Source organism: Deltaproteobacteria bacterium, assembly GCA_016874755.1.
Lineage (GTDB): Bacteria > Desulfobacterota > Binatia > UBA9968 > UBA9968 > DP-20.
Genome location: VGTH01000052.1, coordinates 14,084 through 35,956, shown reverse-complemented (window position 1 = coordinate 35,956; position 21,873 = coordinate 14,084). Strand labels below are relative to the sequence as shown.

Below are 21,873 nucleotides of genomic sequence, written 5' to 3'. Positions count from 1 at the left end.
CCTCAGTGTGCTTTTCTCTCATCGGCGTATCCTTTCCTGCCTGCGCCAACAGGCAGCCTTTCGTTTTTAGATTCGCGAAAGGGTACGCCTACCTATTTCCTATTTCCACACGCTTTGATCATAGCTCTGCAATCAGGATTGTTATCCTGATTGCAGTCTTGGCTTTCATTTGCCATTAAGGAATTGAGTTGCATGACCTATTCTTTCAACGAAGATAGTAAAGGGATGGTCGAAAAGCATTTTGGCTTTCGCGAAAACCCCTTTGGGGTTACGCCTGATCCACGTTATTTCTACGACCATTCGTTATATATGAAAGGACTGAGCCAGCTGATCCATGGCGTGCAAGCGAAGAAAGGCATGCTCTTGGTCACCGGCGACCCCGGCACAGGGAAGACCACTTTACTGCGCAAACTCATGCGCCACTTGCCGAGCACCCATTTCATCTCAGTATCATCGAGCCGCCACGTTACTGCGAGCAATATGTTGGAATGGCTCTGCGAAGAGTTGGGCATCGAGGTCGGTGATAAAAGCGCTCTGCGTCTGCATAAAGACCTCGAGCTCCACCTCTTCGAACAGCTCCAACAAAAGCGCAGCGTGGCGCTGCTGCTCGACGAAGCCCAAGAGCTGCATGACGATGCGCTGGAGGCGCTTTGCGATCTTTCTAATTTGGAAACCGACAAGGAAAAACTGCTGCAAATCGTCATGGCTGGCGAGCCGGAGCTCGCCTCTCAGCTAGGAGTACCTTCGTTAGCTCCGGTAAAGCAACGGTTAGCCATGCATTATCGGCTTACACCCCTGCAATATCATGGCGACGTCGAGAGCTATTTGCGCCATCGGCTCGAGGTCGCGGCCTACGTCGGGCCGGATATTTTCGAGCGCGATGCCACCGTCGAGCTTTGGGCCTATTCGGGGGGCACCCCACGTTTAATCAACGCGTTATGCGACAATTCACTCTCGCTGGCGCTTGCTGGCGGTAACAAGAAAGTCACCGCTGACATGGTCCGCAGGGCGGCGGAACTGCTCATGCTGGAGCGTCGTGATGGGCTCGCGGCCCAGGTCGAGGCGGTTGAGCCTGCGCTGCCGCATCTAAGCATTGCCAAGCAGCAAAAACCAAAGAATGAGGAACGGCCGCAAAGCGAAGCAAAACCAGCGGTCGAACAACCGACGCCACTCCGTGTCGTCGAGCCCAGTCCGATTTTGAACCGTGATCATGCAGCACGCGAAGCAGTGGCCGACCTGGCGGCCAAGCGTGAGCGGCCTGTTACGCACCCGGTCGCCCATCCCGAGCGTGCCGATGTTGAACGGCTAAAGGCCGCCATGGCGGCCATTCGTCTGCCACCGCCGATCGCTAGAGAAGCGACAGCTGAACAACCGGCGCAAACCATTAATCTGGCACCTCCCGAGCCAGCCCAACCGGCGCCCGTGAAAGTTCCTCAAGAAGTGCTGCCGCCGCTGAGCCAGACTCCGGCACCAGCGCCCATCGATGAGCTCACAACCACCGCGGAGCAAAACCCGGCAGGCATGCGCACGATCATCCTTAAAGAAGCAAACGTGCCGCCGCAGTTCTTCGACTACATGGTCCACGAGGCCACCGAAGGGCTCGGCCCCATCGGGGAGTTTGTCGTTCAAGAACACATCGAAGGACTCGGAGAAACCCGCGAGGCATTTCCACGCAAGAAGCTCCTGGCCCTGGTCGAAGCGGTCGGCGCCGAGATCGGCAACAAGCAGATGCGCGCCAATTTTGAAGTCACCATGCGGCGCGAGATCCGCGGTTTTCGAACTTTTTGATCCGCCTAGAGCCCATCCTTTAGGGGCGACCCGACCGACGGGTCGCCCCTAAGTTAGCTCTTTGCCGCGTTTGCGCTGATGGCACGATGCGCACGCTCACAGCGCGTAGAGCGCCTTGGCGTTGTCGCTCAGGATTTTCTTCTTCACCCCATCGGAAATATCGTTGCGCTGGCGAAAAATCTTGATCGCGTCGATGTCACTGGAGGTATCGGTGTGGCCGTAGTCGGTGCCGATGACCAGACAATCTTCGCCGCCTTCGCGCACGATGTATGGCAAATCGTCGCTGTTTTCGCAGGTGACATACATGCCGTATTGTTTGGTGATGTTTTTCGGCCAGGGCCGACCCAGCGTTTTGAAGCGATTCTTCGCTTCGTGCAATACCCACGGCAACCACTGCGCGCTCGCCTCGATGAAACCAAAGCGCAGCTTGGGAAAGAGCTCATGGATTTCGCTGAGCAAGATATCGTTGAACGCCGCCACGGTGGGCACCCGAAAGCGGTGTAGCGTCGCAGCGATGGAAACCGGATGACGATAGAGATCGTTGAGCCAAGCGCTGCCGTTGGCGATGTGAATGGCGATCGCCATGTCGAGCTTCTCCGCGGTTTCATAGATCGGATAAAAGTAGCTGTCCGCCAATAGTTTGTTGCCTTCCACGGGCCTCAAACACACCGCCACTGCACCGTTTTCCTTCGACCAGCGAATCTGGTCCACCGCATCGGTCATGCTGAGCGTCGGTGGCATGCAGGCCCAGCGCAGTCGACCTTTGGCTTGTTTCCAGATATCGCCGAGCCAACGGTTCCAACTTTTGCACAGCGCGACTTCGACTGCGGCGCGTTCGGTGCACGATTCGATAAACATGGTGTTGTGCAGCACCTGCACGTCGACGTTATTGCGGTCCATGTAGTCGAGCCGCAAATCGACGTTGCCCAGTTCGGCGGACTCTTTCGAATCGGCAAACTTCCGGCCCACCTGTTGGGCACGCCGCTCCAATTCCGCCGCCGAAAACGCCGGAAAGCGCAGGCCTCGCACCTTGCCATCGATCACCCAGAACTGCAGCTTGACGCCGGCCTCTTCGCGCGCCTCCAGGGCAATCGGCTTGAACTGCTTCTCCGAGGGGTCCATGAAATCCCAAGTGCGCGCCGACTCGACCACGTGAGCATCGGAGTCAACGATGAGATCTGGGTTAGCCATTTGCGACCTCCTGCTTATGCGTCTTTTGCGTTTTTTGCGGCCATGCTAAAACAGCAACCCCGGGTCCTGCGCACCCTTCGGCACTGGTAGGAGCCGTGCGAATAAGGTTTTCATACCCCAGTTGATCAGCGCCGCCAAGATGAAAATAAATAATAGCAGCGAATACATGTCGGCGATGCGAAACTGATTGTAATATTCGACGATCAAAAAGCCTAAGCCGGCTTTGGCAATTTTTGTTTCGGCCAGCAGAGCGCCGGTCACGGCGGCGCCCAGGCCGATGCGAATGCCGGTGAAAACCTGCCCAGCGATCGCCGGCAAGTAGACGCGCGTGGCGATCTGATACGGCGTCGCGCCAACCGTGCGCGCCACCTCGACGTAGACTTTCTTGATTTCGCGCATACCGGCAATGGTTAGCAGCGAGATCGGAAAAAACGCCGCGATGGCACCGACCGCGAGCTTGGACTGCACGTCGATGCCGAGCAGTAAAATGAACACGGGAAAGATCACGATCTTAGGCACAACGGCGGCGTAGAGGATCAAAGGCTCGACGATTTCCAGCCAGCTCTTGCGGCTCCCCCAGAGAATCCCCAACGGCACGCCAAGCAGCGCCGCCAACAAAATTGCGCCGCCGACCTCATAGCCGCTGGTCTTCAGATGCGGCAGCACCACCGGAGTCGTTAGATAGATCCAAAACGATTGCAAGATTTCCCAAACTGAGGGGAACAGGTCGGGAAACAAAATCCCAGTGCGGCCAATCAATTCCCAGACAGCAACCAACGCGATCAGCGTCAGGATGCGCAAAGCCGTCGGTGTTAGCCAAGTTTTTTCAGCGGCTCGCGTCATCGCCGTGCCAAGACCTCGGAACGGTTGATAAGGTAAAGAAACAATATCGACAACAAGATCGTGCCAAACAAACCGGCGTATACTTCTTCGACCTCGAACTTGTAGGCGGCATCCGAAAGCCACATCCCAACCCCACCCACTTGCGCGACGTACTCCAAACCGAGCACCGATTTGAGAATGTAAGTCAGCGCCAAGCGGATGCCGCTAAAAATCGTGGGCGCCACCGCGGGAACCAGAATATGGCGAAACATCTGCTGGCTGGTCAGGCTCATGCTGGCGCCCACCTGAAGCAAGATCGGATTGACGCTCTGAAAGGCGCCCTTGGTATTGATGATGATTGGAATCAGCCCGAAGATCGATGAGAGCGCGATGACCGCCGCGCTGGTGCGGCCAAAGGTAACCAGAAAAATTGGATAGGCAAGAATCACCGGCGAGGAAAACAGCGCCGCCAAAAACATCTCGTAGCTCGTGCCGATCAACTTGTAGCGCCAGAGAAAAAAACCGGCAAGCACGCCGAAAAACACCGAGATACACAGCGATGCGGCAATTTCGTAGAGCGTAATGCCGGTGAGAACCAAGGCTTTGCCGGCGATAATCTGCTCCCAGAGCACCACCAGCGCGCGCGTCGGCGCGGCAAGAAAAAACGTGCTGATCCAACCGAGCCGTACGGCAGACTCGATCAGCATCAGGACACCAAAGATGATGCTCAAGCGCCAAAAGGTGTGTCTTGAGCTTTCCGTCATCGCCTACTGCACCCTCCCTTGCCTTGAACGGTTTGAACGGCTGAAACAGACCTGCGCTACGGCAGGTAATTCAAATCGATCAGTTGATTCAACTCCGCCTGTGTCAGCGGCTGATTAAGAAACTTGTTGCGCACACCGTCTTCCATGATCGCCGGTATGCCGCGAATCGGCTTCAGGCTCATCGCCGCTCTGTTGTAATAGTCCCAAGTCTTGAGCACCGCCGATTCGGGAAACTTGAGCTCGGCGCGGCGAATCCAAATCTTCGCGGCGTCCTCTTTTTGATCGAACATGTAATCCAGCGCGCGCTGCTGCGCGCGGAAAAAGCCGCGCATGACCTCGGGATTTTTCGCGGCGAACTCACTGTTGACGAAATGCACGCGGGCCGTCAGATCGCGCATCGACGCGATCTCGTCGCCGCGCACCACGACGCGCAGCTCGCCTTTTTCGATTCGATCTAGTTGAAAGGGCGCCACCGACCAGCCGGCATCGGTCTGACCGGTGCGAACCGCGGTATAGTTCTCCGGAATGCCGCCGATGGAAACCGCCTCGGACGGCTTTACCCCTTTGGCCTTGACCATATCGCCGATGGCCAGAGCGGCCATATGACTCGACGCCCCGGGCCGGCTGTAGGCAACTCTCTTGCCCGCCAAATCTTCGAGCCGCCGAATATTCGTGTTGGCATTGACGTACCAGAACGTGTCCATGCCGGTGATTTCCGCGGCGGCGATTTTGATCGGCGCTTTTTTGACAAACGCGCTCATCACCGCCAGCGTGCCCGTGCCAAGCCCGATCTGCGCATCGCCGGAAACCACTGCCTGGACGTTCTCGCCGCCGCCGCGGGTAAACACCGCGTCGACGTCGAGATTGTTGTCGCGATAGAAGCCCTTTTCTTGGGCGATGTAGACTGGCAGTGCCACGGTGAACAACACCCGATGGGGAACGACGACGATGACCTTCGTGCGCGCTGCAGCGGCCCACGCCTGCATCGGCACTAGAGAAGCGAAAAATAGCAACAGACTTGCGGCCATGATAATTTTGCGAGTCTTCATGATCCCCCCTGAATCTTACTCTCGGTTTGGCGAAAGCTCTTGAGCGATTCCTCTCTCAGCGCACCCCACACTTGCGCCACCAACTTGCCGAAACGATCTGACGCGATAATGGACGAATCGCGCGGATGGGGCAAGTCGATATCGACGATGGCTTTAACTCGGCCCGGCCGCGCCGTCATCACCATGACGCGATCGGAGAGCTGCACCGATTCATTGATATTGTGCGTGACAAAAATAATCGTCTGCTTGAGCGCATCGCGGATTTTCAGCAGCTCTTCGCCGAGGATAATCCGCGTCTGCTCGTCGAGGGCGCCGAACGGCTCGTCCATCAAAAGTATCTTGGGCTCCAGGACCAACGCCCGCGCAATCGCCACGCGCTGGCGCATGCCACCAGAGAGTTCCGAAGGGTAGCGTTGCTCGAAACCGCCAAGACCGACGAGTTGAATCATCTGCTGGGCTTGCTTGCGCCGAGCCGCCGCGGCCACACCGCGCATCTCAAGGCCAAATTCGACATTGGCTAAGGTCGTGCGCCAAGGGAACGTCGATTCCTCCTGAAACACCACGGCAATCGACTTGTGCGGCCCGGTCACCGGATCGTTTTCAATGCTGAGCTCGCCGCGTGAGGGAGAGACGAGACCGCCGACCATGCGCAGCAACGTCGACTTGCCGCAGCCGGAAGGCCCGATAATAGAGAAGAACTCGCCCTGGCGCACTTCCACGGAAACATCGTCCACAGCCGGCACCGTTGCCAGGCCATCGTCCGGATTGCCGAACTCCTTGCTAATATGACGGATACTGAGCATGAAGGTTGATTCAGATTAAAGCCGGCAACACTCGCCGTCAAGCAGAAAATGCTTTTCCGTGAAGCCGCCATTGACGGTCAGTGACATTAGTTCTATGAACAGGCAACGATATCCTCAAAACTGTGCGATTGGAGAAGCCGCAATGCTCAAGCTCACCTTCGCCCTCTCATTTTTACTACTCGCTGTGGGCCAAAATCCTGCGCTTGGCCAGGAAAAAATCCGCATCGGCGTGTCGGCAGTGTCGTTGGGATTCTTACCTACTGTGGCCGCCGAACCGCGCGGCTTTTTCACCAAATATGGCCTTGCGTCGGAACATGTCCTGGTTCCCTGCGCCGTCGCGAACAATGCGATAATTTCGGAAGATCTCGACTACAACGTTTGCATGTAAAATGACAGGGATGATACTCACCACGAAGACACGAAGCTCACGAAGGGAAGACAAAAATTAAATAATAGTCTCCGAACTTCGTGTCCATCGTGCCTTCGTGGTGAGTCAGATTCGTCGGTGAAATGACAACAACAGCTCCGCTTACCGGCGTTCGCGTGCTCGACTTCACCCATGTGCTTGCCGGGCCGTTTTGTACGCGCTTGCTCGCCGACCTTGGCGCCGACGTCGTGCGCGTCGAGAGCACCAAACATCCCGACTATCCTTGGCCGTCGGGGTACGTCGCGCCCGATGGGCGGCACGCGTCTTACTTGAATACCAACCGCAACAAGCGGTCGATCGCGATCGATCTAAAACAAGAGGCCGGGAAAGACATCGCTTTGCGGCTTGCCCAGTCGGCCGATGTCATTGCAGAGAACTTCAGCGCCGGAGTTCTGGAGAGGTTGGGACTCGGCTACGAAAAGCTGCGCAAGTCTAATCCGGGAATCATTTACCTTAGCATGTCCGGCTACGGCCACTCTGGACCGCGCAGTGACTGGACGAGCATGAACATGAACCTGCAGGGCTATAGCGGACTCATGACCGTTACCGGCGCAGAGGGAGACCCGCCGACCGCGATCTCAAATTCTTGGAACGACTATGTCGGCGGGCTGCACGCCTGTTTTGCCGTGCAGCAGGCATTGACGCAACGAAATATAACAAACCAGGGCGCGCGGCTCGACTTAAGCCAGTTCGAATGCAGCGCATCGATGATTGGCCCATTGCTGCTCGCCAGCGCGCTGAATGGCACGGTACCGCCGCGGCTCGGCAATCGCTCTTTAGAAGTCGCGCCCCAAGGCGTCTACCGCTGCGCCGGCAAGGACCAGTGGTGTGCCATTAGCGTGCAAAACGATGAGCAATGGCAAGCGTTGCTTCGGGTAATCGGTGATGCGGCCTGGGGATCGGACGCACGGTTCGCATCGGTACAAGGCAGGCGGGAACATCACGACGAGATTGATCAACACATCGAAGCGTGGACAAAGAAGCGGCCGCACAAAGCAGCCGAGGCTCTGTTGAAAAGTGGCGGCGTCTGCGCCGAGCGCGTGCGGCGCATCGACGATCTGATGAGCGACTCAGTTAGCACGACTGTTTTTCACAAGATGGACGAGCCCCGCGTCGGAACAATGCTAACAACGGCGCTGCCATTTAACTATTCCACCGGGCCGTTGCCCGAGCCGCGAAGTGCGCCGAGCCTGGGCGAGCAAACCGAGGAAGTGTTGCGCGATTGGTTGAAATTACCCGACCAGGAAATACATTCATTGCAAGAAAAGGGAGCGTTGGTCTAAATGGCGGATGCCAATGATATTGTCACACCGGAAATCCGCAGCTGGATTGGCCGCAAAACGCCCTTGACCCCATTGTTAGTAATGGGCGACTCGGACATTCGCCGCTACGCCGACGCCACCGACGACCGCAACCCCCTTTGGTTCGACGATGCCTACGCAAAAGAAGCGGGGTATAAGCAGCGACTGTTACCACCCACACTTGTGGGCTGGGTGCCGTTCAGCCTGAAGGAAAACGATGATGGCACGGCCAAAGACGACAAGCCCGACTTGCGCCGCCGAGTTCCAGTGCCGCCGAACTACACGAACGTGCGCAACGCCGGTTCCGAAACCGAATGGCTGCTGCCCGCCTATCCTAACGAACAACTGTCGAGCCAGAGCGTGATCACCGATATCGTCGCGCGCCAAGGCCGCTTCGGTGTTGGGATTTACATCTCGCAGGAAGAGCAGGTGCTGAATCCCGCTGGTCAGACGGTGCTTCGTCGACGGCACACGATAGCGCTTTTTCCGGAAAAGAAGATCTGAAAAGAATTTGATGAACACTACAGCGACAAAGGCCTTGAAACCGAGGCAACTAGAATCATCACTCGAACCAAGATCCGTGCGTCCTTCCCCCTTGCGGGGAAGGATTGCGGAAGGGGGTATTTTCGTACCACCCCTCACCCTCGCCCTCTCCCGCAAGGATTGTGCAGCGAGTCAGGGCGCATCTTTTTTGTCAATGCGGGCATAGCATGGCGCGCATTATCGAAATCACCGATCTCGCTGGCGCCTACGCAACGCGGCTGCTCGCCGAGGCCGGGCATGAGATTGTTCGGATCGAAGACCCGAGCGGAGACAAATTGCGTGGCTTGCCGCCATTTCTCAGCGATGAATCGGAAGTCGAGGGAAGCTGCTACCACCAGTTTATCAACGCCGGCAAGAAAAGTGTGACTTTGCAGCTCAATGGCGACGTCGAAAAAGAAACCTTGTTGCGACTGCTAAAGACTGCGAATGGCTTGGTGACGGATCGCAATTTCGCTATCGAAGAAACCCAACTATTTCGCGCCAATCCCAAACTTGTCTACACCAAAGTCACCGGCAGTGACGAACCGGAAATCTGCGCCCTGGCCCGTTCCGGCCTCATGTCGCTCACCGGCCAACCCGACGGCGCGCCGATGATGCTCGGCGGCCACCTCGCTTCCCTCGCCAGCGGAACTTACGTGGCTGTCGCGATAACAGCGGGACTACAAATCGCTCAGCAATCCGGGAAAGGCGTTACGGCTAAGGTCTCGCTGCGCGAGGCACTGGAAAGCTTCGTGGAACAAGCGATGGTCGAGTATTCTTTCTCAGGCGTCATCACCGAGCGGCGCGGTAGCAAAGGAGCGATCACAGCAGTCTCGGGCGCCATGCCGTGCAAAGACGGCCACTGGGTAATTAGCCAGATCAACCGACCAGGGCGTTGGGTCAAATTCGTCGAATGGGTACAGGACCCACAGCTGGCGGCCGATCCGTCTTTGGCTGAAGAAGCCAATCAGATGAAGCACCGCGATTTCATCCTGGAACGAGTTTTCGCCTGGGCGAATTCGCACACAAAGAATGAGTTGGTCGAAGAAGCCCAGCGCCGCCATTTTCCGGCTTCGCCGGTATCGACTACGCTCGATTTGATCAACGACCCGCAACTGATCGCCCGCGGCTATCTGAAACCGCTCGAACATCCCCATTTGGGTTCGCTGCTGTTTCCGCAAGGAGCGATCGCGAGTATGCATGGGCAAAACATGAAGCCAGCGCCGAAGCTAGGTGAGCATAATGAAGAGCTCCTGACGAATTCTTCTGAAAGAGCCTAATGCTTCGACGAGCATGAACGGACTTTATTGCTAACGATTTCAACTCTGAATCCGTTCGTCCTGAGCTTGTCGAAGGACTCCGGGTATTTTTCAGTCCTTTCTTGAAGGAAGTGTGATGAGCTTGAAGCAGCCGATCTCTTTCGAAGATGTGAAAGTTAGGGATTCACTTCCAACCGCGCAGCATGGCCCATTAACAATCGTCGACACCGTGCGCTGGGCAGGCCTGCAAGAGAACTGGCAGCATCTCCACTACGACCGCGACCATGTGCGCGAGCACAATGGATTGAAAACCTTCATCGCCAGCGGCGCCTACCGCCAGGCATTGCTGATTCGCATGCTGACCGACTGGATCGGTCCACGCGGTTGGCTGCGTAAGATCAACGTGCGTCACACTTACTCGACATTTGAAGGCGATAGTATGAGCTTCGGTGGGCGCGTCGTGCGGAAATCGGAGGATTCTAGTGATCGGTGGATTGAGTGTGAGCTGACGGGCAAAAACCAGGACAACAAGGATATATTGATTGGCGCTTGCACTTTAGTCTTGCCGCCTAGATAAGGCGCGCCATTGAAGGCCCACTAGCCAAAGTTTAGAATTGCGGTATGACCATTGATCTTCCCAGAATTGTCGAGCAAGAGCTTCGCGAGCTGGCGAAAAAGCAAAATCGCGATTTGTCCGAGCTCATCGAAGAAGCTGTTTGTCAGTATCTAGAAGCTACTGCCATTACGGATATTTGCCCTGCTGATGTAGCTGAGACCCAAACCAAACTGCTTAATTGAGCCTTGGTCGTTTCGAATCGCCCAGTGCCCGCCGAGGTTGCGTTCGGCCAGCCAGGTATTGAGTTCGTCGAGATTGTTCATGTTGCTGCCCTTTGCCGCAGGGACAGGTCACGACTTATCCCTACAATAAGCCGGTGTGCGCGGTAATTTCCAGTTTTGCTTTTGCCACTGTTAATAAGTTCTTTTGGAATCCGTCAATTCAGCTCCTCGGTGCTTCTTTTATCCTTTTGCGCCAGAGAAACTTTTGATATGCATCGAAGCAACTATAAATCTCGCTCATTGTCTGGTTCCCTCGCCCATTCCGATGACATTCCGATGGGAGAGTATCAGGGTGAGGGCAAACTCTTAAAGGAGGCACTCCCATGGTTATCCGAGAGCTCAAAGACGGCCGTTCCTACGTCAGCCTGCAAGAAGACCACGCTGAATTGTCAGCGCAGTTCGCCGCCCACTGGGGCAACAATCGCTTTTCCAAACTCCGCCCCTACGACACCATGGTCTTCGCTACGACCTACCATGACAGCGGTTATCGCGAATTCGAAGGCAACCCACCGATGAATGTCGAAAAAGGCCGCCCCTACGCCCACCGCGAAGAGGTTCCCAACTTCGAAGCAACCGAACTCAAGGCCTACATGAAAAACGTCGAATGGCTGAGCCTGCAGGATCTATACGCCGGATTGCTGGTGTCGATGCACCGCACGGGCCTGTGGCACAACCGCTACAATGTATTGACCGCGCCCGCGGGCCGGTTGCGCGAGCGCAGCCAAGCCGTGCAAAACGCCAAAAAAGAATTGGAGGCGCACCAAGAACAAATGAAGCAAAGATTGGCGTCACGAATCCCGAATTTCGAAAACGAGCTCGCCTATAACTACATGGCGCTGCAAATTTTCGATCTGCTGTCGCTCTACTTCTGCTGTGATGGCTACGCCAACGACACTGAATTTAAAGAATATAAAATTGCCCCGGTTCGCGTTTCCTACGACAGCAAAGAGACCGTGACCCTGACGATCAAACCAAATGCCAAAGGCGGCGTGATCATCGACCCGTACCCATTCGACGTGAGCCCTATACAATTCTCCGCGCGCGCACGTATCGTCGCACCGCCGAGTGAAAAAAGCGAAGCGGCCTGCGCCGAGGCCTATCACAAGGCGGCGCGGCAGTTGTTGACGTTTCAGGCGTCGGAGTAGAAAAACCCGAAGCAGGGGACCGGCTCCGTGCCTGCCCCCAGCGCTTTGCTGCAAATCGCCACGACCTGCACCACATAGTAACTGGCTACGCCACGCGGTGCCTCGTAAATGGCGCTATGTTGCGGCCCTCGCCTTGTGCCATTTGTCGCTCTGCTCATTGGCGCAGCCTACATGATCGATCACACCTAATAGGCCGCCGCAAATCACTGCAAAGCGTGGAGGGTCGGGACAAAAAAGTGCGGCGCAGAACAGGCGCTTTAACAAACACTCACCAGCAAATATGAGCACTTCAGCAAAATTCGCCCCGACACCCGAACCACCGTACTATTCCATGCACACCTAGAGCAAACCAAAATACTGACCAACGAACAGATCGCCGGCTACGTCAAATTGCGCGGCTACTCTGGCGGTCACGCAGGACACCACAATCAGAAGTGACGATAGCGCGAAGGTCGACCTCCAAAGACATTTCACGGCGCCGCGAAAACATTTACGACATTGGAACTCGATGTTCTTTGCCTATTGGCTGCGGTCGCCGCGGTCGCCGGTTGGGTCGACGCCATCGCCGGTGGCGGCGGCTTGTTGACCATTCCCGCTCTGCTGCTCGCCGGTGTGCCAGCTGCAACGGCGGTGGCAACGAACAAACTGCAGGGCAGCGTCGGCACGTTGGTCTCGACCAGTTACTTCCTGCGCCAGCGGACAATCGATTTTGGCGCGGCGAAATGGGCCTTTTTCACCGCCTTGCCCTTGCTCGTTTTTGGCTCGAATTATTTTCTTCATTTGTTTCCGCTGCCCACCGGCGACGCTGCAGCTGCCGATAACCATCGGCATAGTGCTGTTCCACGCCACCATGCAGCCGGCCAGCATCGCTCCCGCGGCGATTTTGCTTGTGCTGAACATCGTCGTCATCGCCGAGCGGCGATTGGTGCTGTTGCTTGAACCTGGGTCCTGAGCAAAGGTTTCGTTTGCAGGCATCAAGCTTCTCAGGCGAAATATGGAGCGGCGCGCCGAACGTCTGGCAGGCACGGTCGTCCCTGGTTGCTTTCGTAAAAGTCGTAGTTAAGCCGCGCTACCATGCGATCATCGTACGCTCCTGCGCCAAACTGATTCAGCGGCGGTCCGCCGATGAGAATGAAAAACGTGTGCAGGCAGGCGATCAGAAGTATCAGAACAGAGCTGATGCGCAGCATGGTGAATTTCTTGTTCATGATCGGAACACCGCAGGGGCCAACCCGTGGCCACTACACGTCGACGCTTCGGCCAACGCGACTCGTTAGATAGCAACATTCGGTGTGCACCGGCAATCACGAATTTTCGGTGCATCAACTTATGAACTCAGCGTCTGCCTCAATGCGACTGTTCCCTCATCCAACGAGAGTCCGATTGCCAAGTCCACCGTATTCGCGGTAGCTATGCCGTCATGCCAACCCAACTACGCCCGTCCTCGATCCTATTTTTCTTTTTGATCGTCGTATCCGGCTGCGCCGCCCGCGCACCGGAATCTTCTGCGCCAAAAGCGCGCAACGTAATCTTGCTGATCGGCGATGGCATGGGGTTCTCCGAGCTGGCGTTGGCGCGCCTGGCTAGCGTCGGCCCGGGCGGGAAATTGCACATGGACCACCCGCCCTATCTCACAGCGATGACAACCCATGCACTCGACAAAGTGGTCACCGACTCGGCCGCCAGCGGCGTAGCCATGGCCAGCGGGGAAAAAACTAACAATCACTCCATCGGCGTCGATCCCGACGGTAAACCTCTGAGCACGGTCTTGGAGGAAGCCAAAGCTTCCGGAAAGTCCACCGGCCTAGTCTCCACTTCGCGCATCACCGATGCCACGCCGGCGGTGTTTGCTGCGCACTTGAACGTGCCCCGCGAGGCCATCGGCGCGCGGTGGGAGAATGACGTGCCGGCGTCCTATTTGAAGACCGGCGTCGATGTGATGCTGGGCGGCGGCCTGCGCCACTGGATTCCCAAGTCCACCAGCGGCAGCGCGCGCGCCGATGAAAGCGATCATCTCGCGGCGGCAAGCAAGAGCGGTTATCGTGTCGCGCGCTCGCGCGATGAGCTCACTGCCATCGAGGCGACATCGACGACCAAAGTGCTGGGATTATTCACGCCCAGCTACATGTCGTTTGAAATCGACCGTGACGCAAAGAGAGAACCGAGCTTGGCCGAAATGACGGCGAAATCGCTGGAAATCCTCGGCCGCAACCCCAACGGTTTTTTTCTGATGGTAGAGGCAGGGCTGATCGACGTGGCCGCCCACGCCTGGGATGGCGCGACGCTGGTGCGCGAGGTCATTGCGCTAGATGCCGCGGTCAAGGTCGCCTTCGACTATGCGCAACGGCGCAACGACACTCTCGTGTTGGTCACCGCTGATCACGCTGCGGGCGGCTTGAGCATTCCGGAACCTATCAATCTCAAAACCCTCGCCGCGGCGAAATCTTCGATTGCCGCAATGATCAGACGGCTAAAACCTGGGATGGCGAACCTGCGCGAAATCCTGCGCGATCAGGCGGGCATCGACATAAGCGACGCGGAGATTGAGAGCATCCGCAATCCCAAAGGCGCGCATGTGGGCGGCGTCACCCACAAAGCGCTGCAATCGGTGATCGGCCGCGGCGGTTGGGAAATCGCCGCCATGATCGCCCACCGCGCCGGCTTGAACTGGAATTCCTCCGACATCCATGGCCGCTCAGAAAAAACCTACGGCCACGAAGGCTCGCCCGTGCCACTCTACGGCTACGGCCCCGGCGCTGAACAAGTCCGCGGCCTGCTCGATAACACCGACGTGGCAAGAATCATCCGCAAGGCCTATGGGATGAACTAGTCAAGCGCGATAAAGTCGCCTCCCCTTCGTTCCTCGGTCCGACATTTTCCATTTTCAATTATCCACTATCCCTGCATCTTCTTTGCCGCCAGTTCCATCTAACCTGCCAAACACGGCCAGCAGGCCGAAATCAAAGGAGAAGGCAGAGATGAATATCAAGGGTAAGCTTTTATCGGTGGCGCTAGGCGCGGGCATGCTTTTCGCCGGTCAGCTCTATGCGGCGGAAATGATGATGAAGAGCGGCGCTTTCAAAGGACCCAAGGCGAACACGGGGCACGTCACGTCTTCCAAGGAGGGCGGTAAGATCGTGCTCGCGCTCTCCGACAATTTCAAAACGCCAGACGCCCCCGATCCGCACTGGCAAGTAATCGACTCCAAGGGCACCGTGTTCATGCTGCAAAAGATTGCCCTCAAAGATAACAAGATGAATCGCAAGATCACCCTGCCCGACTACGTGAATGACGTTTCTAAAGTCGTGATCTGGTGCGCCTGGGCCGAAGCCAGCCTCGGCGAAGCTTCCTTCGACAAACCGGTCATGTAACGCCGCCTCCCCCTGCGGCAGCAGGCTGGGCCTTTCTTCCCCCGGGCCCGGTCTGCACAAAGATTTCGAAACATTCAAAGGAATTGCCATGAAAACTCTCACAGCTGTTTCCACTCTGCTATTGGTCTTCGGCCTTTCAACCGCTGTAAGCGCGCAGACGGTGCAAAAGAAAGGATTGACTCTCGAGGGCGCCAAGAAAGTCATCGCGACCGCGGTCGCCGAAGCGAAAAAGCTCAACGCGCCCGGCGCTGCCATCGCCGTCGTCGACGACGGCGGCAACCTGATGGCCGCCGAGCGGCTCGATGGGACTTTTGCCGCCGGAGCGAACATCTCCATCGGCAAGGCGCGCACGGCCGCCATCTTTAAACGGCCGACCAAGGCCTTCGAAGAAATCATCAACAAAGGTCGCACGGCGATGACATCCCTCAGCGATTTCACCCCGCTGCAAGGCGGCGTGCCCATCATGGTCGACGGTCAGATCGTCGGCGCCATTGGTGTCAGCGGCGCAGCGAGCGCACAGCAAGATGAAGATCTGGCCATTGCAGGCGCGAATGCACTGCGCTAAGGCGCGCGCGGTTCAAGATTCCGGGTTCAACATTCAACGTTAGAACAGGAGTAAGAGATATGAAGCGTATTGTAGGATTATTGGCTATCGCATTAGCCTTACCGGCGAGTGGTTTTGCTCAGCTCACTGAGAAAAAAGTCCTCACCCTCGAAGCTGCGGAGAGAGTCGCAGCGGCAGCCCAGGCAGAAGCCCTGAAACGAAACGCCACCGTGGTAATTGCGGTCGTTGACGATGGCGGCTACCCGATCGTCCTCAAGCGGCTCAACGATACCCAAGTCGCCAGCGTCGACGTCGGCATCGGCAAAGCGCGCACCGCGGCAATCTTCCGCCGCCCAAGCGCAGTATTTGAAGAACAGATCAAGAACGGCCGAGTCGCCTCACTCGTGCTGCCCGGCGCGACGCCGCTGCAAGGCGGATTGCCGCTGATTCACGAAGGCAAAACCATCGGCGCCATTGGTGTCAGCGGCAACACGCCCCAGGAAGACGAAGACATCGCCAAAGCGGGCGTACTAGCGTTTGCTGCCGAGACCTCAATGGCGAAACCAGCAGGAACGAAAGCTACATACATTCCTGCCGCCCAGGTGAGCAAGGCTTTTGAAAAAGGCATGCCGCTGCTGGGAATCGCCAACTATAAAATTCACGCCAGCCACCGCGATGCCCCCGGTGTCGTCGAAGTGCACACCAAAGACACAGATATCATTTACATGCTCGAAGGCAGCGCGACTTTTGTGACCGGCGGCACCCTTGTCGACGGCAAGGACATCGAGGCCGAAGAAATCCGTGGCAAAGACGTCAAGGGCGGCGAGAGCCGCACCATCACGAAGGGCGACGTCATCGTCGTGCCGCACGGCACTCCGCACTGGTTCAAAGAGGTCAAAGGGCCGCTGAATTATTATGTTGTCAAAGTAAGAACGGCGAACTGAGGATAAATATGCACACTGTTGATCTATTCAAAGGCGCACGAAGGCTGCTCCGCTTCTCAATAGGCTTCGCTTCCCACCCCCCTTTGACAAAGGGGGAAATCGTCTTGCGTTTCGCGCTGACCTTCGTGCCCTTGATCCTGGCGGCAAGCCTGACCCACGCCGCCCCCAACGACGACGCTCTGCTCAAGCGCAAACCCGAAGCCACCGTCGATCTCGGCACCAAAGAAGGCGCGCAAGCGGTCCAGGGCCAATGGCGCCACAGCGACACGAAGATCATCGAGGTCGATTTCACAGCACCGGGTGCCGACGGCCAACCGTCGACCAAACCGAACAAAGCCTACGATTTCACACCGCACGGGGGGCGCGCCGACTTTGACGATTCGAAATGGGAGGTGATCGATCCGACCACCCTCGAAAAACGCCGCTCCGCCGGCAAGCTCGCCTTCAACTGGTACCGCATCAAAATCACGGTCCCGGAGCGCATCGGCAGCTTCGACACGAAAGGCTCGACGATCGTCTTTTCCACTTCTCTCGACGATTACGCAGAGATTTGGGTCGACGGTGAAATTCCGCGCGCCGCCGGTCAAAGCGGCGGATCCGTGATCAAGGGTTGGAACGCGGAAAACCGCCTGATCATCGGCCGCGGCGTCAAGCCGGGACAAACCATTCAACTGGCGATATTCGGCGTCAACGGACCGATCTCGGGATCACCAACGAATTACATTTACTTGCATTATGCCAAACTGGATTTCCACAAAGTGTCGGCGCAACCCTTCGCTGTCACCCCGCACGAAGTCAACGTCGAAGTGATCCGCAACGATCCGGCGATCGACGCCATCGTGCCGCTCAATCCCAAAATCTTTAAGCTCGCCGAAGGTTTTCAATTCACCGAGGGGCCGATCTGGACCAAAAGCGGCGACCTGCTTTTCAGCGACCCCAACGCCAATACGATCTACAAGTATGGCGGCGACGGCAAGCTATCGACTTTCAAAACCAACAGCGGCTACTCCGGCAAAGACTTGGCCGAATACTTTCAGCCAGGGTCCAACGGCCTCACCCTCGATCCACAAGGCCGACTGACCATCAACGAGCATGGCAACCACCGAGTGTCTCGCATCGAAAAAGACGGCCGCGTGACGGTGCTCGCCGACAGCTATGAAGGCAAGCGTTTGAATAGCCCCAACGACCTTGTGTATCGTTCCGACGGCGCGCTGTTTTTCACCGACCCGCCGTTTGGCCTGCCGAAATTCTACGACGATCCGCGCAAGCAGTTGCCCTACAGCGGCGTCTTTAGCGTGAAAGACGGCAGACTCAAGCTGGTCAGCACAGACTTGAAAGGCCCCAATGGCATCGCCTTCTCGCCTGACGAAAAATATCTCTACGTCGGCAACTGGGACCCAGCGAAAAAAGTCGTCATGCGCTACGAAGCCGGCGCCGACGCGAGCTTGTCCAATGGGAAAGTATTTTTCGACATGACCAAAGCATTAGGGGAAGACGCTATTGACGGGATCAAAGTCGACCAAAAAGGGAATCTCTACGTCTGCGGCCCGGGCGGCATTTGGGTCCTATCGCCTCAAGGAAAACACTTGGGCACAATCAAAGCACCGAAAAATCCGCACACCCTCGCCTGGGGCGGCGCCGATGGCAAGACGCTCTACATCACCGCACAGAACACGCTCTATCGTATGCCGCTGAATGTCGCCGGCGTAAGACCATGAGTTATTCACCACGGCTGATCGTGCCTAACGCCGAATCATGCACCTCGCAATCCTGGGGCGCGTTTTGGGGAGGCATGGGCATGAGCAGTGTAGAACTTTTGTGCGGCGGCTGCGGCGAGTATCTGCGTGGTTTCTTCGATGATCGAAAATAGTTTGGCGGAGACATCAATGAAATACTTCAAGACCATCTTGATCGTTGCTTTCGTTCTGTCCAGTCTAGCTACCGCGTTCGCCCAGCCCCAGCCAGCCAAGCCGGTCCAGGAGATCAACATCGTCCGGCTCGATCCGCGCTTCGACAAGCTCGTGCCGCTCAATGTCAAAGTCGAACGCATCGTCAGCGGCCGCAAATGGGTCGAAGGGCCGGTATGGAATCGCAAGGAAGGCTACTTACTCTTCTCCGACATTCCGACCAACTCCGTAGTCAAATGGCAGGAAGGCAAAGGCACCAGCGTGTTCCTGCATCCCAGCGGCTACACAGGAAAGGGTCCATTTGAAGGGCCAGAGCCAGGTTCCAACGGCCTGACCTTCGACCCAGACGGACGGCTCGTGCTCGCCGAACATGGCGACCGCCGCATCGCGCGTTTGGAAAAGAACGGCACGAAAACCACGCTGGTCGACCGCTTCGAGGGCAAGCGCATCAACAGCCCCAACGACGTTGTGTTCAAATCTAACGGCGATCTCTATTTCACCGATCCGCCATTCGGCTTGCCGAAAGCCTTTGACGATCCGCGCAAAGAGACGCCGTTCCAAGGAGTTTACCGTTACTCCAAAGGCGGCAAGCTCACGCTGCTAGCCAAAGACATCAAGGCACCCAACGGTATCGCCTTTTCACCGGACGAAAAAAGAATCTACATCAGCAACTCCGACGCAGCCACTGCCGGCTGGATGGTTTATGACGTGAAAGCCGACGGTACGATCGGAAACGGTAGAGTTCTGTTCAACGGAACTGGCTTGATAGGTAAAAAACCCGGTGCACCCGACGGCATGAAGGTCGATCGCGAAGGAAACATTTTCGGCGCCGGACCTGGCGGCATTTATGTATTCTCACCAGACGGCAAGCATCTCGGCAGCATCGAGACCGGCGTTCCGACCGGCAACGTATCTTGGGGCGAAGATGGCTCGTCGCTCTTCATTACATCGAACACAAACGTGTTTCGGCTGAAATTGGCGACCAAGGGCGCGGGTTGGTGAGCAGGGCTAGACGTTTAGGGTTTCGCGTCTAGCGTCTGGCGCCAAACCTTAGACGCTAGACGACAAACAGGAACATGCGTTTATCGGCGCCACTGCCGAACACCTCGCACGTCGATGGCATCTCTCAATTCTAGTGTGGAGTCAGGACCCGTCACGTTTTCTACACCGACCTCACTTCACGACTCCGATCGAGGGCTTAAAAGCCTTGCTCATCGCAGAGAGCCCTATTGCCTTCCGCCGTCGCCTTATTTTCACCGAAGCCGAGCCGCTACGCCGCGCACGCATGCCGCGTCAAACGGGGGAAATCCCCACGGTGGTCACCAACCCTAACTCCGTAAATTTTTCGCAACAAACTTCAGCGCCAGGCCGTTGTTGCACCAGCGTTGGCCGGTGGGCTGGGGGCCGTCGTTGAAAACGTGGCCGTGATGGCCGCCGCAGCGGATACAGTGATATTCGGTGCGCGGCAGGAGCAGTTTAAAATCTGTGCTGGTGCCAAACACGCCGGGAATGGTCGTGAAAAAACTCGGCCAGCCAGTGCCGCTTTCATATTTCATTTCGGAAGTAAAAACCGGCAGGTCGCAGCCGGCACAGGCGAAAACTCCCGGCCGCTTTTCGCCATTCAACGGGCTACTCCCTGGGCGTTCCGTGCCCTCCTCGCGCAAGATGTGAAACTGTTGCGCGTCCAGCCGCTTGCGCCACTCCTCTTTGGTTAGTTTGAGCGGCTCCGTCGGCAGCGGCACCTTGGTGCCAGCGGCGAGCAACGTCTTCCAGTTTTTTTGCAATGCTTCGATCTCTTTCAGAGAAGATGGCTGGGCTGAAAGCGCCAAGCCATGCCACGCGGACCACAAACCACCGGCGAAGATTCCTTTCAATAGCCCACGACGTGTCATAGTCATCTCCTTTCAAGCCTGTTCGATGCCAGTCGCTTTCGATCCCAAGCCGCCATGCACCGTTTGTCCGGCGTCGCGCATCTAAATCAGCAAGAACCGGTTTGAATTGAATACGCGGGCAGCACACAGAAATTATCAACGAATAAACCAGGAGGAGCAACCATGAATATGAAAGTTTTGGGCCTTATTGCGGGAATGCTGCTGAGCGTCACCGGCGCAGCGTTTGCTAACGGCGAAACGAAATTTGCCATCCGCGTGGAGAACATTTCCAAGCCCGATGCGTTTACTGCCTCCAACGGCACCAAGTGGTCGTTGGCATTCTCGCCGGGCACGGCAATCGTGCACAGCGACAAAGCGCCGGTCTTCAGCGAGGGACAAAAGGATCGCGGCAAAGGTCTAGAGGCGCAGGCCGAAGATGGCAATCCCGCAATGCTTGCGAAATCGCTGACTGGCGCGAAAGGCGTCAAGTCGGTGGTCGTCTACAACACCCCCTTGGGCCTGAGCAGTCCAGCGCCAATCACACCGGGGGCGGCTTACGAAGCGACATTTTCGGCAATGCCAGGCGACAAGTTATCGATGACACTGATGATGGGCCAGTCCAACGATTGGTTCTACGCTCCTGGCGAAGCCGGCATTGAGTTGTTCAAAGACGGCAAAGCGATCAGCGGCGACATCAGCGCGCAGCTCATGCTGTGGGATGCCGGCACCGAAGTGGACCAAGAACCAGGCATCGGCTCGGACCAGGGCCCGCGCCAAAAAGGCCCCAACACCGGCAAAGCTGAAAACGGTATGGTGAAAAAAGTCGCCGATGGTAAGAGTTACGCTGACGCAGCCAAGGTCCTGCGCGTGCTCATTCAACCGATCAAATAGCTTGCGCCAGAGCGTTTGCAACCCCGAAAAAAAAGAGGCGCCCTCGCGGGGCGCCTCTTCGCTATTTTCTTTTTGAGCGCAACTCAATCGGAACTGATCGCACCGGTGAGATTATCGACCAGCACCGGGCTTTCATAATAGGTAATCACTGGCTCGGCGCCGTAGCGATCTTTGATAAACTGCTTCCATTCGGGAGTAAAAAGCTTCTCGGCGTCGGCCTTGGATTTCCACAGGTAAACACCACCGCCGGTGCCGCCGTCCTCCGTCAGCAAGTAGTATTTGCGCACCAGCCCCGCGACCTCGCGATATTTCGGTGCCGTGCCAAGATAAAGTTCTTTGGCTTTATCGCGGCTCACCGGCGCCGGCAGTATAAAATTTACCACGGTGGTTATCATGGGTCGTCGCTCGTGCTCGTCGCTCGTGTTCGGGGCTTATGC

At 56.9% G+C, this 21,873-nt stretch carries 24 protein-coding genes; 16 read left to right on the top strand and 8 right to left on the bottom strand.

Features of this window, described 5'->3' with window-relative positions; translation table 11 throughout:
• The first annotated feature begins 192 nt into the window (after positions 1–192).
• Positions 193–1,788 (top strand): AAA family ATPase, encoded by a 1,596-nt coding sequence (locus FJ145_23145; protein MBM4264307.1) that lies wholly within the window; start codon positions 193–195, stop codon positions 1,786–1,788.
• A gap of 96 nt (positions 1,789–1,884) precedes the next feature.
• Here FJ145_23145 and FJ145_23140 read toward each other — a convergent pair whose 3' ends face one another.
• The 5 genes from FJ145_23140 to FJ145_23120 are packed head-to-tail and all read right to left on the bottom strand — an operon-like array spanning position 1,885 to position 6,417.
• Positions 1,885–2,979 carry an amidohydrolase gene (locus FJ145_23140; protein MBM4264306.1) on the bottom strand — a complete coding sequence of 365 codons (1,095 nt, stop codon included), beginning with the start codon at positions 2,977–2,979 and terminating at the stop codon, positions 1,885–1,887.
• A 45-nt stretch (positions 2,980–3,024) separates the two neighbouring features.
• Positions 3,025–3,822 carry an ABC transporter permease gene (locus FJ145_23135; protein MBM4264305.1) on the bottom strand — a complete coding sequence of 266 codons (798 nt, stop codon included), beginning with the start codon at positions 3,820–3,822 and terminating at the stop codon, positions 3,025–3,027.
• Positions 3,819–4,565, bottom strand: coding sequence for an ABC transporter permease subunit (locus FJ145_23130; protein MBM4264304.1), 747 nt, complete (start codon positions 4,563–4,565; stop codon positions 3,819–3,821). The genes FJ145_23135 and FJ145_23130 overlap by 4 nt, the downstream gene beginning before the upstream one ends.
• 56 nt (positions 4,566–4,621) lie before the next feature.
• The gene (locus FJ145_23125) at positions 4,622–5,614 is read right to left on the bottom strand and encodes an ABC transporter substrate-binding protein (GenBank protein MBM4264303.1); all 993 of its coding nucleotides are present in this window, start codon (positions 5,612–5,614) and stop codon (positions 4,622–4,624) included.
• Entirely contained in the window at positions 5,611–6,417 is an 807-nt protein-coding gene (locus FJ145_23120) for an ABC transporter ATP-binding protein (protein ID MBM4264302.1), read from the bottom strand. The genes FJ145_23125 and FJ145_23120 overlap by 4 nt, the downstream gene beginning before the upstream one ends.
• A gap of 142 nt (positions 6,418–6,559) precedes the next feature.
• On the opposite strand from FJ145_23120, the gene FJ145_23115 reads away from it, so the two are divergent.
• The 8 genes from FJ145_23115 (at position 6,560) to FJ145_23080 (ending at position 12,847) form a co-directional block, all read left to right on the top strand.
• The gene (locus FJ145_23115; GenBank protein MBM4264301.1) at positions 6,560–6,805 is read left to right on the top strand and encodes a hypothetical protein; all 246 of its coding nucleotides are present in this window, start codon (positions 6,560–6,562) and stop codon (positions 6,803–6,805) included.
• 122 nt (positions 6,806–6,927) lie between these two features.
• On the top strand, positions 6,928–8,127 hold the full coding sequence (locus tag FJ145_23110; protein ID MBM4264300.1) for a CoA transferase: 1,200 nt from the start codon (positions 6,928–6,930) through the stop codon (positions 8,125–8,127).
• A complete protein-coding gene (locus FJ145_23105; protein MBM4264299.1) occupies positions 8,128–8,649 on the top strand; it encodes a MaoC family dehydratase in 522 nt (173 codons plus the stop codon).
• A 206-nt stretch (positions 8,650–8,855) separates the two neighbouring features.
• A complete protein-coding gene (locus FJ145_23100; protein MBM4264298.1) occupies positions 8,856–9,947 on the top strand; it encodes a hypothetical protein in 1,092 nt (363 codons plus the stop codon).
• Between the two features lie 115 nt (positions 9,948–10,062).
• Positions 10,063–10,503: a hypothetical protein gene (locus FJ145_23095; GenBank protein ID MBM4264297.1), complete on the top strand. Its 441-nt coding sequence runs from the start codon at positions 10,063–10,065 to the stop codon at positions 10,501–10,503.
• A 44-nt stretch (positions 10,504–10,547) separates the two neighbouring features.
• A complete protein-coding gene (locus FJ145_23090) occupies positions 10,548–10,724 on the top strand; it encodes a ribbon-helix-helix protein, CopG family (GenBank protein ID MBM4264296.1) in 177 nt (58 codons plus the stop codon).
• Positions 10,725–11,086: 362 nt separating this feature from the next.
• Complete coding sequence (locus tag FJ145_23085) at positions 11,087–11,908, top strand: DUF3891 family protein (protein ID MBM4264295.1); 822 nt, start codon at positions 11,087–11,089, stop codon at positions 11,906–11,908.
• A 498-nt stretch (positions 11,909–12,406) separates the two neighbouring features.
• A complete protein-coding gene (locus FJ145_23080) occupies positions 12,407–12,847 on the top strand; it encodes a hypothetical protein (protein MBM4264294.1) in 441 nt (146 codons plus the stop codon).
• 44 nt (positions 12,848–12,891) lie between these two features.
• Here FJ145_23080 and FJ145_23075 read toward each other — a convergent pair whose 3' ends face one another.
• Positions 12,892–13,116, bottom strand: a complete 225-nt coding sequence (locus tag FJ145_23075; protein ID MBM4264293.1) for a hypothetical protein — start codon at positions 13,114–13,116, stop codon at positions 12,892–12,894.
• 212 nt (positions 13,117–13,328) lie between these two features.
• On the opposite strand from FJ145_23075, the gene FJ145_23070 reads away from it, so the two are divergent.
• The 6 genes from FJ145_23070 to FJ145_23045 all read left to right on the top strand — a co-directional run bounded on the left by FJ145_23070 (position 13,329) and on the right by FJ145_23045 (position 19,676).
• Entirely contained in the window at positions 13,329–14,738 is a 1,410-nt protein-coding gene (locus FJ145_23070; GenBank protein ID MBM4264292.1) for an alkaline phosphatase, read from the top strand.
• 148 nt (positions 14,739–14,886) lie between these two features.
• Positions 14,887–15,279 (top strand): hypothetical protein, encoded by a 393-nt coding sequence (locus FJ145_23065; protein MBM4264291.1) that lies wholly within the window; start codon positions 14,887–14,889, stop codon positions 15,277–15,279.
• Positions 15,280–15,367: 88 nt separating this feature from the next.
• Positions 15,368–15,844, top strand: a complete 477-nt coding sequence (locus FJ145_23060; GenBank protein MBM4264290.1) for a heme-binding protein — start codon at positions 15,368–15,370, stop codon at positions 15,842–15,844.
• Positions 15,845–15,903: 59 nt separating this feature from the next.
• Complete coding sequence (locus tag FJ145_23055) at positions 15,904–16,767, top strand: hypothetical protein (GenBank protein MBM4264289.1); 864 nt, start codon at positions 15,904–15,906, stop codon at positions 16,765–16,767.
• An 8-nt stretch (positions 16,768–16,775) separates the two neighbouring features.
• Complete coding sequence (locus FJ145_23050) at positions 16,776–18,485, top strand: SMP-30/gluconolactonase/LRE family protein (GenBank protein MBM4264288.1); 1,710 nt, start codon at positions 16,776–16,778, stop codon at positions 18,483–18,485.
• A 168-nt stretch (positions 18,486–18,653) separates the two neighbouring features.
• Complete coding sequence (locus FJ145_23045; protein MBM4264287.1) at positions 18,654–19,676, top strand: SMP-30/gluconolactonase/LRE family protein; 1,023 nt, start codon at positions 18,654–18,656, stop codon at positions 19,674–19,676.
• Positions 19,677–20,002: 326 nt separating this feature from the next.
• Here FJ145_23045 and msrB read toward each other — a convergent pair whose 3' ends face one another.
• Positions 20,003–20,566 (bottom strand): peptide-methionine (R)-S-oxide reductase MsrB, encoded by a 564-nt coding sequence (gene msrB, locus FJ145_23040; protein ID MBM4264286.1) that lies wholly within the window; start codon positions 20,564–20,566, stop codon positions 20,003–20,005.
• 162 nt (positions 20,567–20,728) lie between these two features.
• On the opposite strand from msrB, the gene FJ145_23035 reads away from it, so the two are divergent.
• The gene (locus tag FJ145_23035; protein MBM4264285.1) at positions 20,729–21,436 is read left to right on the top strand and encodes a hypothetical protein; all 708 of its coding nucleotides are present in this window, start codon (positions 20,729–20,731) and stop codon (positions 21,434–21,436) included.
• An 83-nt stretch (positions 21,437–21,519) separates the two neighbouring features.
• Here the strand turns inward: FJ145_23035 and FJ145_23030 are convergent, their stop codons facing one another.
• A complete protein-coding gene (locus FJ145_23030; protein ID MBM4264284.1) occupies positions 21,520–21,831 on the bottom strand; it encodes a monooxygenase in 312 nt (103 codons plus the stop codon).
• Positions 21,832–21,873 lie beyond the last annotated feature (42 nt).

Coding starts and splice junctions, on each gene's coding strand:
- FJ145_23130 (MBM4264304.1), bottom strand. CDS start 4,565: ATGACGGAAAGCTCAAGACACACCTTTTGGCGCTTGAGCATCATCTTT.
- FJ145_23075 (MBM4264293.1), bottom strand. CDS start 13,116: ATGAACAAGAAATTCACCATGCTGCGCATCAGCTCTGTTCTGATACTT.
- FJ145_23095 (MBM4264297.1), top strand. CDS start 10,063: ATGAGCTTGAAGCAGCCGATCTCTTTCGAAGATGTGAAAGTTAGGGAT.
- FJ145_23110 (MBM4264300.1), top strand. CDS start 6,928: ATGACAACAACAGCTCCGCTTACCGGCGTTCGCGTGCTCGACTTCACC.
- FJ145_23065 (MBM4264291.1), top strand. CDS start 14,887: ATGAATATCAAGGGTAAGCTTTTATCGGTGGCGCTAGGCGCGGGCATG.
- FJ145_23120 (MBM4264302.1), bottom strand. CDS start 6,417: ATGCTCAGTATCCGTCATATTAGCAAGGAGTTCGGCAATCCGGACGAT.
- FJ145_23105 (MBM4264299.1), top strand. CDS start 8,128: ATGGCGGATGCCAATGATATTGTCACACCGGAAATCCGCAGCTGGATT.
- FJ145_23145 (MBM4264307.1), top strand. CDS start 193: ATGACCTATTCTTTCAACGAAGATAGTAAAGGGATGGTCGAAAAGCAT.
- FJ145_23055 (MBM4264289.1), top strand. CDS start 15,904: ATGAAGCGTATTGTAGGATTATTGGCTATCGCATTAGCCTTACCGGCG.
- FJ145_23060 (MBM4264290.1), top strand. CDS start 15,368: ATGAAAACTCTCACAGCTGTTTCCACTCTGCTATTGGTCTTCGGCCTT.
- msrB (MBM4264286.1), bottom strand. CDS start 20,566: ATGACACGTCGTGGGCTATTGAAAGGAATCTTCGCCGGTGGTTTGTGG.
- FJ145_23085 (MBM4264295.1), top strand. CDS start 11,087: ATGGTTATCCGAGAGCTCAAAGACGGCCGTTCCTACGTCAGCCTGCAA.
- FJ145_23090 (MBM4264296.1), top strand. CDS start 10,548: ATGACCATTGATCTTCCCAGAATTGTCGAGCAAGAGCTTCGCGAGCTG.
- FJ145_23125 (MBM4264303.1), bottom strand. CDS start 5,614: ATGAAGACTCGCAAAATTATCATGGCCGCAAGTCTGTTGCTATTTTTC.
- FJ145_23135 (MBM4264305.1), bottom strand. CDS start 3,822: ATGACGCGAGCCGCTGAAAAAACTTGGCTAACACCGACGGCTTTGCGC.
- FJ145_23045 (MBM4264287.1), top strand. CDS start 18,654: ATGAAATACTTCAAGACCATCTTGATCGTTGCTTTCGTTCTGTCCAGT.
- FJ145_23030 (MBM4264284.1), bottom strand. CDS start 21,831: ATGATAACCACCGTGGTAAATTTTATACTGCCGGCGCCGGTGAGCCGC.
- FJ145_23100 (MBM4264298.1), top strand. CDS start 8,856: ATGGCGCGCATTATCGAAATCACCGATCTCGCTGGCGCCTACGCAACG.
- FJ145_23070 (MBM4264292.1), top strand. CDS start 13,329: ATGCCAACCCAACTACGCCCGTCCTCGATCCTATTTTTCTTTTTGATC.
- FJ145_23140 (MBM4264306.1), bottom strand. CDS start 2,979: ATGGCTAACCCAGATCTCATCGTTGACTCCGATGCTCACGTGGTCGAG.
- FJ145_23035 (MBM4264285.1), top strand. CDS start 20,729: ATGAATATGAAAGTTTTGGGCCTTATTGCGGGAATGCTGCTGAGCGTC.
- FJ145_23050 (MBM4264288.1), top strand. CDS start 16,776: ATGCACACTGTTGATCTATTCAAAGGCGCACGAAGGCTGCTCCGCTTC.
- FJ145_23115 (MBM4264301.1), top strand. CDS start 6,560: ATGCTCAAGCTCACCTTCGCCCTCTCATTTTTACTACTCGCTGTGGGC.